This window comes from Streptomyces griseorubiginosus (assembly GCF_036345115.1).
GTDB classification, from domain to species: Bacteria; Actinomycetota; Actinomycetes; order Streptomycetales; family Streptomycetaceae; genus Streptomyces; species Streptomyces griseorubiginosus_C.
In genome coordinates this window covers 539,492-551,909 of the sequence record NZ_CP107766.1, presented here as the reverse complement: position 1 = coordinate 551,909, position 12,418 = coordinate 539,492, and the positions used below count along the sequence as shown (strand labels likewise).

14 protein-coding genes are annotated in these 12,418 nt (G+C 72.2%); 9 read left to right on the top strand and 5 right to left on the bottom strand.

All coding sequences use genetic code 11. The annotated features are described in order from the left end of the window. The first annotated feature begins 13 nt into the window (after positions 1-13). Positions 14-601: a MarR family winged helix-turn-helix transcriptional regulator gene (locus tag OHN19_RS02595; protein WP_330262518.1), complete on the top strand. Its 588-nt coding sequence runs from the start codon at positions 14-16 to the stop codon at positions 599-601. A gap of 23 nt (positions 602-624) precedes the next feature. Here OHN19_RS02595 and OHN19_RS02590 read toward each other — a convergent pair whose 3' ends face one another. Then, positions 625-990, bottom strand: coding sequence for a nuclear transport factor 2 family protein (locus OHN19_RS02590; RefSeq protein WP_330262517.1), 366 nt, complete (start codon positions 988-990; stop codon positions 625-627). A gap of 176 nt (positions 991-1,166) precedes the next feature. Here OHN19_RS02590 and OHN19_RS02585 point away from each other — a divergent pair, with 176 nt between their 5' ends. Continuing rightward, on the top strand, positions 1,167-1,460 hold the full coding sequence (locus tag OHN19_RS02585) for a hypothetical protein (RefSeq protein ID WP_330262516.1): 294 nt from the start codon (positions 1,167-1,169) through the stop codon (positions 1,458-1,460). Between the two features lie 88 nt (positions 1,461-1,548). On the opposite strand, the gene OHN19_RS02580 is transcribed toward OHN19_RS02585, so the two are convergent. Together OHN19_RS02580 and OHN19_RS02575 are read right to left on the bottom strand one after the other, a co-directional pair. Continuing rightward, positions 1,549-3,303, bottom strand: coding sequence for an ABC transporter ATP-binding protein (locus OHN19_RS02580; protein WP_330262515.1), 1,755 nt, complete (start codon positions 3,301-3,303; stop codon positions 1,549-1,551). Positions 3,304-3,548: 245 nt separating this feature from the next. Beyond that, a complete protein-coding gene (locus OHN19_RS02575) occupies positions 3,549-4,667 on the bottom strand; it encodes an NAD(P)/FAD-dependent oxidoreductase (protein ID WP_330262514.1) in 1,119 nt (372 codons plus the stop codon). Between the two features lie 53 nt (positions 4,668-4,720). Between OHN19_RS02575 and OHN19_RS02570 the strand changes: the two genes are divergently transcribed. From OHN19_RS02570 to OHN19_RS02550, 5 genes are all read left to right on the top strand, one after another. Beyond that, entirely contained in the window at positions 4,721-5,407 is a 687-nt protein-coding gene (locus OHN19_RS02570) for a TetR/AcrR family transcriptional regulator (RefSeq protein WP_330262513.1), read from the top strand. 90 nt (positions 5,408-5,497) lie between these two features. Beyond that, complete coding sequence (locus OHN19_RS02565; RefSeq protein WP_330262512.1) at positions 5,498-6,583, top strand: S-(hydroxymethyl)mycothiol dehydrogenase; 1,086 nt, start codon at positions 5,498-5,500, stop codon at positions 6,581-6,583. After that, complete coding sequence (locus OHN19_RS02560; RefSeq protein ID WP_330262511.1) at positions 6,583-7,212, top strand: MBL fold metallo-hydrolase; 630 nt, start codon at positions 6,583-6,585, stop codon at positions 7,210-7,212. Before OHN19_RS02565 ends, OHN19_RS02560 begins: the two co-directional genes overlap by 1 nt. Beyond that, positions 7,202-7,576, top strand: coding sequence for a DUF4180 domain-containing protein (locus OHN19_RS02555; RefSeq protein ID WP_330262510.1), 375 nt, complete (start codon positions 7,202-7,204; stop codon positions 7,574-7,576). The genes OHN19_RS02560 and OHN19_RS02555 overlap by 11 nt, the downstream gene beginning before the upstream one ends. 80 nt (positions 7,577-7,656) lie before the next feature. After that, positions 7,657-8,571, top strand: a complete 915-nt coding sequence (locus OHN19_RS02550; protein ID WP_330262509.1) for an SDR family oxidoreductase — start codon at positions 7,657-7,659, stop codon at positions 8,569-8,571. 1 nt (position 8,572) lies between these two features. On the opposite strand, the gene OHN19_RS02545 is transcribed toward OHN19_RS02550, so the two are convergent. Continuing rightward, positions 8,573-9,109: a hypothetical protein gene (locus OHN19_RS02545; protein ID WP_330262508.1), complete on the bottom strand. Its 537-nt coding sequence runs from the start codon at positions 9,107-9,109 to the stop codon at positions 8,573-8,575. A gap of 49 nt (positions 9,110-9,158) precedes the next feature. Between OHN19_RS02545 and OHN19_RS02540 the strand changes: the two genes are divergently transcribed. After that, complete coding sequence (locus tag OHN19_RS02540; RefSeq protein ID WP_330262507.1) at positions 9,159-9,956, top strand: SDR family NAD(P)-dependent oxidoreductase; 798 nt, start codon at positions 9,159-9,161, stop codon at positions 9,954-9,956. A gap of 2 nt (positions 9,957-9,958) precedes the next feature. Further along, the gene (add, locus tag OHN19_RS02535; protein WP_330262506.1) at positions 9,959-11,062 is read left to right on the top strand and encodes an adenosine deaminase; all 1,104 of its coding nucleotides are present in this window, start codon (positions 9,959-9,961) and stop codon (positions 11,060-11,062) included. On the opposite strand, the gene OHN19_RS02530 is transcribed toward add, so the two are convergent. Beyond that, complete coding sequence (locus OHN19_RS02530; protein ID WP_330262505.1) at positions 10,974-12,380, bottom strand: pyridoxal phosphate-dependent decarboxylase family protein; 1,407 nt, start codon at positions 12,378-12,380, stop codon at positions 10,974-10,976. The genes add and OHN19_RS02530 overlap by 89 nt on opposite strands. Between the last annotated feature and the right edge of the window lie 38 nt (positions 12,381-12,418).

Below are 12,418 nucleotides of genomic sequence, written 5' to 3'. Positions count from 1 at the left end.
CAGGGGGCGGGTAATGCGGGACTCGGTCGACCGGCACGTCGAGGTGTGGGCCAGGGAGCTCGACTGGATGGACCCGGTCAAGGAGGCGATCTTCGCGCGGTTGGCCATCCTGGCCCGGCACGCCTCCCAGGCCCGCCGCGCCACCCTCGACTCCGACGGTCTGCGGAACTGGCAGTACAAGGTACTGCTGACCCTGCGCCGGCTCGGACCGCCGTACACCGGAAGCCCCTCACTGCTCGCCGACCACCTCGGCCTGACCCGGGGCGCGCTCTCGGCCCGGCTGGCGCCGCTGGAGGAGGCCGGGCTGATCGTCAGGACACACGAGGACGCCGACCGGCGCAGGGTGCGGGTCCGGCTCACCGACGCCGGGCATGCCGCGTTCGAGCAGCAGGTCGCCGCGGAGGAGGCGGACGAACTCGCCCTGCTCGCGGCGCTGACCCCGGCGGAGCGGGTGACGCTCGCGGACCTGCTGCGGAAGATGGTCCTGGCCGCCGAGGTCAGCGCGGCGGGACAGGTCGAAAAGGCCGAAGAGGCGGGAGGAGCTGGACAGGCCGGAGAGGCCGTACCCGTGCCGAGAGGGTCCGGGTCCGACGGATCGTGATCCGGACCCTCGGCACCCGTCCGTCACTCGTCCCAGGCCTGGATCATGGTCTGTTCGGTGATCTTGCCGTCCTTGAGGGTCAGCATGGACTCCGACAGGACGCGGACGCCGTCGGAGTACAGACAGGATTCGCTGAAGGCGACGTGATCGCCCTCCATGACGCACCCTTCCAGTTTGTGTGTCATGTCGCGGCTGTAGACGTCGTCGAGCATCGCGCCGATCTCGTCCTTGCCGTGCACCACCTTGGGGTGGCTGGGTTGCGTGTTGCGGTCGACGATGCGTATCTCGGCGTCGTCCGCGTAGAGCGACAGAAGATTCGCCGCGGAGTTCCCCTCGACGCCACGGCGCAGGGTTTCGCTGGTGAAGCCGGTGTTTGCGGTAGTGCCCATGGTGACCTCCTTCGAGAGGGCCGCGGCCCGACGAGGAACGGGCCGCGCAGGGGCCTCCTCCTATGAGCCTCCTCCGCCCCGGCGGTCACGGCAAGCGCAGTCCGGGCGCTCCGCCTGACGGGTGAGGGGCGCCGGGTGGCCGTGTCCGCGGACGGCCGGCCGGCGTTGCTGACAACATGATCTCAACTCGACGTATCGTCGCCGCCGTCGGTCTCGCCGTCGGCGTCACCGGTCTCGCCGCCCCCCTCGCGAACGCGGCCGACGCGGCCGCCCCGGACGCGAGCCCGCTCAGCCCGATCGCCATGCTCGACTCGCTCGCGGTGAGCGACATCCCCGCGGAGCACAGGGCCGAGATGCCGAAGGTCTCCCAGCAGCTCAACAAGGCCAACGACCTTTACCGGCTGAACGAACTGCACCAGGTCACCGACCTCGCCGCCCCCGTCACCGGGCTGGTCCCCGCGATCGAGTGATCGCTCGCGCACGCACACATCGAGGGCCGCCCGGATCACCGGGCGGCCCTCGACGCGTCGGCGGAACGTCTCACCGCGGACCCGGGATTCAGCCGGCCGTGGCAAGGAACTGCGTCGCGGCCAGCTCCGCGTACAACGGATCCCCGGCGACCAGTTCCTGATGCGTCCCCACGGCGCGCACCCGCCCGGCGTCCATCACGACGATCCGGTCGGCCATGGTCACCGTGGACAGCCGGTGCGCGACCACCAGGACGGTCGTCGTGCGCGCGACATCGGCCACCGTGTCCCGCAGCGCCGCCTCGTTCACCGCGTCCAGCTGGGACGTGGCCTCGTCCAGCAACAGCAGCCGGGGCCGGCGCAACAACGCCCGCGCGATCGCCACCCGTTGCCGCTCCCCGCCCGACAGCTTGGTCCCCCGGTGCCCGACCAGCGTCTCCAGCCCGGCGGGCAGCCGGGCCACCAACCCGTCCAGCCGGGTCGTCTTCAGCACGCGAGCGATCGCGTCCTCGTCCGCGTCGGGATTGCCCAGCAGCAGGTTCTCCCGCAGCGACCCCGACAGCACGGGCGCGTCCTGCTCCACGTACCCGATCGCGGACCGCAGCCGCGGCAACTCCCACTCCGCGACATCCCGCCCGTCCAGGGTCACCACCCCGGACTCGGGATCGTAGAACCGCTCGATCAGCGAGAACACCGTCGTCTTCCCGGCTCCGGACGGCCCGACGAACGCCGTCATCCCTCGCGCGGGCACATCGAAGGAGACCCCGTGGTGGACATGGGGCAGATCGTCGGCGTACCGGAACCGGACGTCGGAGAAGGCGACGGCGGCGGGTTCCGCCCCCTCGGTGGGCAACGGCGCCTCGGGCGCGGCCGGTTCGGCGGGCAGCCGGAGCGCCTCCTGGATCCGGGCGAGGGCCGCCGACCCCGTCTGGTACTGCGTGATGGCCCCGACGACCTGCTGGATCGGCGACATCAGATAGAAGACGTACAGCAGGAAGGCCACCAGTGTGCCGACGCCGATCGCCCCGGTGGCGACCCGCGCCCCGCCCACCGCGAGCACCGTGATGAAGGCGATCTGCATCGCGAGTCCCGCCGTGTTGCCCGCGGCCGCGGCCCACTTGGCGGCCCGCACGCTCTGCCGCCAGGACTCCTCGGCGGCCGCGTGCAGGGTCCGCTCCTCGCGGTGCTCGGCGCCGGACGCCTTCACCGTGCGCAGCGCGCCGAGGATCCGCTCCAGCGAGGCGCCCATCACGCCGACCGCGTCCTGGGCCTGCCGGCTGGCCCGGTTGATGCGCGGCACGATCACACCGAGGACCGTGCCCGCGGCCAGGATCACCGCCAGCGTGACCCCCAGCAGCACCGGGTCGACCAGGGCCATCATCACGACGGTCGCCAGCAGCGTGAGCCCGCCGGTGCCCAGGCCCACGAGCGAGTCGGTGGTGACCTCGCGCAGCAGCGTGGTGTCGGAGGTGATCCTGGCCATGAGGTCGCCGGGTTCGGTGCGGTCCACGGCGCTGACGCGCAGTCGCAGCAGATACGACGACAGGGCGCGCCGGGCGCCGAGGACCACCGACTCCGCGGTGCGCCGCAGCACGTACGAACCCAGCCCGCCGATCGCCGCGTTGGCGATCACCAGCCCCGACATGGCGAGCAACGCGCCGGTGATCGTGCGGTCGTGGGAGAGGTCCTCGATCAACTCCCGTGCCACCAGGGGCAGCAGGAGACCGGTGACCCCGGTCAGGAGCGAGAGCACGGCACCCGCCAGCAGGGTCCAGCGGTGCGGTCGTACGTAGCCGAGGAGCAGTCGCCAGGTGGGCGGGCCGGACGTGGTCTCGGTGGTGCTCACGGCACTCCCTCGGGCTCGGCGGCGAAGGCCTCAAGGCTACGTCGGCGGTCTGCGGAGGTGCCTGTGGGTTCCCGGCGGCACGAGCCACCCACGGGCGGGATCCCCGGCGAGGAGCAACTCGGCCGCCCCGCACGGAACAACAACTCGGCCGCCCCGCGCGGAACAACAACTCGGCCGCCCCGCAGGGGACTTCCGGACGATGTGAGCGCGACCCGCTGTCGCCTGCCCGCGCAAGGTGCCTGGCGTCAGGAAGGCTGGAGCTCGTCGAAGAGGGCGAGGGCCTCGGTGGGGTCCGGGCTCACGAGGCGGTCCAGACCGGCCGTGGTGATCTTCGCCCACTTGCCGGCCCGCGCCCACATCCGTTCCTCGAAGGCGCGGACGGTGTCGTCCAGGTTGTCGGGGTCGACGGCGACGGACTCGGCGAGTTCGGCGCCCTCCAGCATCGCCAGGTTGGCGCCCGCCCCCAACGGAGGCATCAGATGGGCGGCGTCGCCCAGCAGCGTCACCCCGGGGACATGGGTCCAGGTGTGGGACACCGGCAGGACATGGAGGGGGCGGTGGACGAAGACGCTGCCGTGGCGGAGGAGGTCGAGGACCGGCGCGGCCCAGCCGTCGAACAGCGCGAGCAGGCTCGATCGCACCGCCTCGGCATCCCCCAGGTCCAGGTTCGTGTGCCAGTCCAGCGGTGCGCGGAACGTGGCGTACACCTTGACGTGGCCGCCGCTGTTGCGCTGGGCGACGAGGTTCCGGTTCGCGCCGTACGCCGCCGTCGAACCGTCGCCGATCAGCCGGGCGAGCTCGGGGTGGCGGGTGTCGACGTCGTCGAGGGAGGTCTCGACCGTGGTGACGCCGGTGTAGTGCGGCGTCACCGGGGAGACGGCCGGGCGGACCCGCGACCAGGCGCCGTCCGCGCCGACCACGAGGTCGAACGCCTCCTGGCCGCCGTCCGCGAAGGAAACCAGCACACCGTCCCGCGTCCCCGGCACCACCTGCGTCACGCCCCGCCCCCACTGGACGTCGAGCGGGCCGAGCAGCAGGTCACGGAGCTGCTTGCGGTCGATCTCGGGATTGGCCAGCTCGTCCGGACCGGGCCGCCAGTCGCGCAGTACGGTCCCGTCCGTGTCCAGGATGCGCATGGCCTGCCCCTCGGGGCGGGACAGCTTCTGGAAGTCCGCCAGCAGCCCCGCCTTGTCCAGCGCGAGCTGGCCCAGCCCTTCGTGCAGGTCCAGCGTGCCGCCCGGGGGCCGGGCGTCGGGGGAGGGGTCGCGTTCGAGGACGGTGACCGAGTGGCCGTGGCGGTGCAGGACACGGGCGAAGGTGAGGCCGGCGGGACCGCTCCCGACCACGGCGATACGATGTCTCATGGCGATACACTGTATTGAGAGCCTACGCCGTATCGCAACAGTACGATGTGACCATGACTGTGTGGGACCGGCCGGAGCCGCCGACTCGCCCCGTGCCGCTCGACCGGGAGCGGATCGTCGCCGCTGCCGTGGCGCTCGCCGACGAGGGCGGGCTGGAGGCGGTGTCCCTGCGCAAGGTCGCCGCGCGGCTGAACGCCGGCCCGATGCGGCTGTACGGCTTCATCTCCACCAAGGAGGAGCTGTTCGACCTCATGGTGGACGAGGTCCAGGCCGAGATCCTCCCCGTGGAGCAGCCCGCCGACTGGCGTGCGGCGCTGAGCGACCTCGCCCACCGCACCAGGAGGGCCGCGCTCCGTCATGAATGGCTGGCCGACCTGCTCGGCGGTCGCCCGAGCCTGGGCCCGAACGGCCTCGCCGTGGCCGAGGCCACCCTGTCCCCCCTCGACGGGCTCGCCGACGTCGACACCGTCATGCGCGCCGTGGAGACGGTCAGTTCCTACTTCACCGGCGCGATCCGGCGCGAGATCGCGAACCTGCGGGCCGAGCGCGCCACCGGCCTGACCAAGAGCGACTGGCAGCGCGCCTCGGGCCCCCATGTGACGAGGATGCTGGCCACGGGCCGCTTCCCGGCGCTGAGCAAGGCCGTGTACGACGGCACGCACGTGGACGCCGAGACCTCCTTCGCCACCGGCCTCGACTGGGTCCTCGACGCGGTGGCCGCCAGGCTCACCCAGCCCTGAGCGCCCTCGTCAGTGCGGAAACGGGCCCTTACTGATCAGTCACGCGTAGGGTCGGAGGGACGTACACCGGGCGACGGAAAGGGTCAGGCCATGGCGCAGGAGGTACGCGGAGTGATCGCACCCGGCAAGGACGAGCCGGTGCGGGTGGAGACGATCGTGGTGCCGGACCCGGGACCCGGGGAGGCCGTCGTACAGGTGCAGGCCTGCGGGGTCTGTCACACCGACCTGCACTACAAGCAGGGCGGGATCAACGACGAGTTCCCCTTCCTGCTCGGCCATGAGGCGGCCGGTGTCGTCGAGTCGGTCGGCGAGGGGGTGACCGACGTCGCGCCCGGCGACTTCGTGATCCTCAACTGGCGTGCCGTGTGCGGCAATTGCCGCGCCTGTCTGCGCGGACGGCCCTGGTACTGCTTCAACACCCACAACGCGAAGCAGAAGATGAGCCTCACCGACGGCACCGAGCTGTCGCCCGCCCTGGGCATCGGCGCCTTCGCCGAGAAGACCCTGGTGGCCGCCGGACAGTGCACCAAGGTCGACCCGTCGGTCTCCGCCGCGGTCGCGGGGCTGCTGGGCTGCGGGGTCATGGCGGGCATCGGCGCCGCGATCAACACGGGCAACGTCGGGCGGGGCGACACCGTCGCCGTCATCGGCTGCGGTGGTGTCGGCGACGCGGCGATCGCCGGGTCGAACCTCGCGGGCGCGGCGCGGATCATCGCCGTGGACATCGACGACCGGAAGCTGGAGAAGGCCCGCACCATGGGCGCCACCCACACCGTCAACTCCCGCGAGAACGACCCCGTCGAGGCGATCCGCGAACTGACCGGCGGCTTCGGCGCCGACGTCGTCATCGAGGCGGTCGGCCGCCCGGAGACGTACCAGCAGGCCTTCTACGCCCGCGACCTCGCCGGCACCGTCGTCCTCGTCGGTGTGCCCACCCCCGAGATGAAGCTGGAACTGCCGCTCCTGGACGTCTTCGGCCGCGGCGGCTCGCTCAAGTCCTCCTGGTACGGCGACTGCCTGCCCTCCCGCGACTTCCCCATGCTGATCGACCTGCACCTGCAAGGCCGCCTGGACCTGGAGGCGTTCGTGACGGAGACCATCCAACTCGACGAGGTGGAGAAGGCGTTCGAGCGCATGCACCACGGCGACGTCCTGCGTTCGGTGGTGGTGCTCTGATGGCCGCCCGCATCGAACGCCTCGTCACCTCCGGGCAGTTCAGCCTCGACGGCGGCACCTGGGACGTCGACAACAACGTCTGGATCGTCGGCGACGACCACGAGGTGATCGTCATCGACGCCCCCCACGACGCCGACGCCATCCTCGAGGCGGTGGGGGACCGCAGGCTGACCGCGATCGTCTGCACCCACGCCCACAACGACCACATCGACGCCGCGCCCGCCCTCGCCGAGCGCACCGGCGCCACGATCTGGCTGCACCCCGACGACCTGCCGCTGTGGAAGCAGACCCACCCCGACCGCGACCCCGACGCCCACCTGCGCGACGGACAGGTCATCGAGGCCGCCGGTGCCGACCTCCAGGTGCTGCACACCCCCGGCCACGCGCCCGGCGCGGTCTGCCTCTACGACCCCGGCCTCGGCACCGTCTTCACCGGCGACACCCTCTTCCAGGGCGGCCCGGGCGCCACCGGCCGCTCCTTCTCCCACTTCCCCACGATCATCGACTCGATCCGCGACCGGCTGCTGGCCCTGCCGCCCGAGACGAAGGTCCTCACCGGCCACGGAGACCCGACCACGATCGGCGCCGAGGCTCCGCACCTGCAGGAGTGGATCGCGCGTGGCCACTGACGACGTCGTTCCCCTGAGCGGAGTGAACGTCCTGCACTGCGCCCCCGACGGGCCGCAGCTGGACGGCGAGCGGGCCGCCCTCGACCTGATCGGCGACGCGATGGGCCGCGACGCCCTGGTGGTCGCCGTACCCGTGGCACGGGTCGCCGAGGACTTCTTCCGGCTGCGGTCGGGCGTCGCGGGCGCGGTGATGCAGAAGTTCGTGAACTACCAGATCCGGCTCGCCGTCGTCGGTGATGTCACCCGCCACACAGACGACAGCACCGCCCTGCGCGACTTCGTCCACGAGACGAACCAGGGCGGCCACATCTGGTTCCTGCCGGATCTGGACACACTGGACGAGAAACTCCGCGCGACCGGGTGACCCTCCCGTAAATCACGACAGAGGTTGTCCGGCTTCCCGGCCATGCTCGAAAAGTCATCGGGCACAACGGGAGGTCGGACATGTCACAGCCGCTGCGGGACAAGGTCGCACTGGTCGCCGGAGCGACCCGGGGAGCCGGGCGCGGGATCGCCGTGGAACTGGGAGCGGCGGGCGCCACCGTCTACGTCACCGGACGCAGCACCAGGAACCACCGCTCCGAGTACGACCGTCCCGAGACCATCGAGGACACCGCGGACCTCGTCACAGCGGTCGGCGGCCGGGGCATCGCGGTCCCCACCGACCACCTGGACCCGGCACAGGTCCGCGCCCTCGTCGACCGCATCGCCGAGGAGCAGGACCGTCTCGACATCCTCGTCAACGACATCTGGGGCGGCGAGAAGCTCTTCGCATGGGAGAGCCCGCTGTGGGAGCACGACCTCGACAACGGCCTCAGGCTCCTGAGGCTCGCGGTCGAGACCCACGCGATCACCAGCCACCACGCCCTGCCCCTGCTGCTGCGCCGGCCCGGCGGCCTGGTCGTGGAGATGACCGACGGGACCGACACCTACAACCGCGAGAACTACCGCGTCTCCTTCTTCTACGACCTCGCCAAGACGTCCGTCCTGCGCATGGCCTTCGCCCTCGGCCATGAACTCGGCCCGCGCGGCGCCACCGCCGTCGCGCTCACCCCGGGCTGGCTGCGCTCGGAGATGATGCTCGACATCTTCGGGGTACGGGAGGAGAACTGGCGCGACGCCCTCGGCCAGGTGCCCCACTTCGCCATCTCGGAGACCCCGCGCTACGTGGGCCGCGCCGTGGCCGCGCTGGCCGCCGACCCCGACGTGTCCCGCTGGAACGGCCGCTCCCTCGACAGCGGCACGCTCGCCCGGACCTACGACTTCACCGACCTCGACGGCAGTCGCCCCGATGCGTGGCGGTACCTGGTCGAGGTACAGGACGCGGGGAAGCCGGCGGACGTGACGGGATACCGCTAGATCAGGAGGGCTGCACCGGCGGCAGCTGCCACCGCACCGCGAGGCCCGGTGGCAGCGCCAGATCGTCGCGTACGGCGGCGTAGTAGCCGTCGCGGCCGTTGCGGTGCCGCTCCAGCAGCGCCCGCCACGCCTCCGGGTCGCGGGTCCCGGCGCGCAGGAACCCCTCCATCTCCAGCACCACCGTGACCCACACCCGTGCCTTCTCCACCACCGCGGGACTCCCCAGCAGCAACAGCGCCTCCCCGTCCGGATCCCGCGCGAGGGTGGACTCCGCCAGAAGCGGGGCGGCCTCCTCCGGGGAGAGCGGATGCGGATGGGGATCGTTTCCGAAGTGGGACGCCACCCGGCACGCCAGCGTGATCGTCTTCTTCAGGGTGCGCGCATAGTCCGAGTACACGGCCAGCCGCCGCTCCTCCCAACGGGCCGCCTGCTCCCGCTGGAAGCGGGCGCGGTCGCTGCGCACGACCGCCGCATAGGAACCGAGAGCGCCGATGACGACGCCTATGAGCGCGGGGAGTTGCTGCAAGAACGCTGACATGGGCGAACGGTATCTGCCCTGTTGATCACCGAGGGGCTACCTTCGCCCCATGACCCACACACAGCGCTTCGAAGGACACGGAGTTCTCGTCACCGGCGCCGCCCGCGGCATCGGCGCGGCCTCGGCCCGCCGGCTGGCCGAGGAGGGCGCGCGGGTCCTGCTGACCGACCGGGACGGGACAGTCGTGGCGGATACGGCCGCCCGGCTGCGTGAACAGGGCCTGGACGCACAGGCCTTGGCGTGCGACATCGCCGACCGCGCTGCGATCGAGGCGGCCGTCGCCCACGCCGTCGACGCGTTCGGCTCGCTCGACGTCCTCGTCAACTGCGCCGCCCGCTGCACCCCGGAGACCCCGCTCTTCGAGGACGACTCGGACGACGAGTGGGCCCGGGACCTCGACATCACCCTCGGCGGCCCCTACCGCTGCTCGCGCGCCGCACTCCCGCACCTGGTCGCCTCCGGGCGCGGCGCCATCGTGAACATCGGTTCCGTCAACGGCCTCCAGGACTTCGGCAACCACGCCTACAGCGCCGCGAAGGCCGGTCTCGGCTCCCTGACCCGCACCCTCGCCGGGCACGCGGCGGCCCGCGGGGTCCGCGTCAACCTGGTCGCCCCGGGCACGGTCCACACCTCCGCCTGGGAGGGACGGGAGGACCAACTCGCCGAGATGCGACGCCTGTACCCCCTCGGCCGGGTCGGCGCGCCCGAGGACATCGCCGCCGCCGTCGCCTTCCTCGCCTCCCGCGACGCGGCCTGGATCACCGGCACCACCCTGATCGTCGACGGCGGCCTGACCGCGGTCAACACCGGCTTCCACACGACGGTCCATCCGGATCGGGGCGCCTGAACGTGCGAAGCCTGCACCGGCTGCCGAAGGCCCATCTCCATCTGCATCTCGAAGGTGCGATGCGTCCCGCCACGCTCGCGGAGCTGGCGGCCGAACGTGGCGAACACCCGCCGGATTCCCGCAGCTTCGGCTCGTTCGCGGACTTCGGCACCCTCTACGGGGCCGCTGCCCGACTGGTGCGCGAGGGCCCGCGCGGGAACCTTCTGCGGTTGGTACGCGAAGTGGTCGAGGACGCTGCCGCGGACGGGGCGGTGTGGGTGGAACCGCACCTGAACCCGCTGACCTACGAGGACGATCCGGACGCCGCGCTCGACCTGCTGGACGAGGTGGTGGACGAGGGGCGCCGCACGGGAGCCCGGCTGGGGGTCGGTTTCGGCATCCTGGTCTTCGCCCGGCGCCACGCGGACCCGTCGGAGGCGTTGAAGGCCGCCCGCCTCGCAGCCGACCGGCCAGGAAGGGGAGTGGTCGGCTTCGGTCTGGCCGGGGACGAGGCCCGCCACGGTCCTGAGCCGTTCGCCGAGGCGTTCGCCATCGCCCGCGCCGCCGGACTCATCGCGGCCCCGCACGCCGGAGAATTCGCCGGCCCGGCCGGCGTACGCGCCGCACTCGACGTACTGGGCGCCCGACGGATCGCCCACGGCGTGCGGGCCGTCGAAGACCCCGCTCTCCTCGCCCGCCTGGCCGCGGAAGGCACAGTCCTCGACGTCTGCCCCACCTCCAACGTCGCCCTCGGAGTGGTCGCGTCCCTGTCCGAACACCCCCTCCCGCTGCTGCTGCGAGCAGGCGTCCGGTGCACCCTCAACGCCGACGACCCTCTCCTGTTCGGTCCGGGCCTGCTCCAGGAGTACGAAACAGCCCGCACGGCACTCGCCCTCACCGACCACCAACTCGCCGCCGTGGCCCGTACCTCCCTCGAAGCCTCCGGCGCCCCACGCACCACCGTGGAAGACGCGATCACCCGCATCGGCGCATGGCTGACCGCGCCCGCTACGACGAGCCGGCCATCGCAGGACACCCTCAGACCGGGAACCGCCGGGCCTCCCGCGCCGCAGCGAGAGCGTCGGCCACCCTCTCCACGTCCGCCCGGGTCGTGCGCCAGTTGCTGAAGGCTGCTCGCAGGGCGGGGACGCCTTCGTGGACGGTCGGTGTGAGGAAGGTTTCGCCGGACTCCGCGACCGCGCGGGACAGGGCGTCGACCCGTTCCTGGGTCGGGTCCCGGTCCAGGGTGAAGCAGACGACGTTGAGGCGGACCGGGGCCAGGAGACGCAGGCCCTCCGAGGACTCGATGCGGGCGCCCAGCTCACGGGCCAGGGCGACATTGCGTTCCACGATCTCGCCGTGGCCCTCATGGCCGTACGCGACGAGGGAGAACCAGGCGGGGAGGGCGCGCAGGCGGCGGGAGTTCTCCGGGGTGAGGTGGAGGAAGTCGGGGTCGCCGGTGGGCAGGCCCAGGTAGGGCGAGGCGTTGTGGAAGACGGCGATCTGGAGGTCCTGGCGGCGGGTGAACTGGACGGCCGCGTCGTAGGGGACGTTCAGCCACTTGTGGAGGTCGACGCAGACCGAGTCCGCGGCGTCGAGTCCGGCGACGAGAGGGGCGTGGGCGGGGGACAGGGCGGCGAAGGCGCCGAACGCGGCGTCGACGTGCAGCCAGAAGTCGTGGCGCTCCTTGAGGGCGGCGATGGCCCGGAGATCGTCGAAGTCGACCGTGTTCACCGTGCCGGCGTTCGCCACCACGATCGCCGGACGCCCACCGAGCCCGGCCAGCGCCGCGTCCAGCGCGTCGACGTCGACGGCCTCCCGGTTCCCGGGGAGCACCGGCACCCGCCGCAGCCGGTCCCGGCCGATGCCCAGCACCGACAGCGCCTTGGTGATGCTGGAGTGCGGGCTGCCGGACAGCACCTCCACCGGACCGAGCGCGGCCGCCCCCTGCCGGGACACGGACACCCCGAGCCGCTCGCCCAGCCACTCGCGGGCGATGGCGAGACCCACCGTGTTCGACACGGTCGCCCCGGTCACGAAGGCCCCGCTGTGCGCGTCGCCCAGCCCGAACAGCTCCCGGAGCCAGCCCACCGTCTCCCGCTCCAGCGCGGCCGCCCAGGAACCGACCGCCCCGGACGCGTTCTGGTCGTAGGCACTGGTCAGCCAGTCCCCGGCCACCGAGGCGGGCGTCGCACCCCCGGTGACGAAGCCGAGATAACGGGGACCGGCCGATCCGGAGAACCCGGGCGCCCACCGCTCGGCGAACCGCGCCAGCGCACCCCCGGCCCCGGCCCCCGCACCCGGCACGGCCTCGGGACCGGGCGCCTGGTCGAGCCGTACGGCAGGCCGCTCGTCGAGCCCGGAAAGCTCCTGGGCGGCGAGATCACGGGCAGCTTGGAGAAGGTCGGGAAGCCGGGCCAGATCGCTGGTGAGTGCGGGGTGCATGCGGGGCAGCGTAGGTGGGGGAGGTCGCCGGGAGCCCG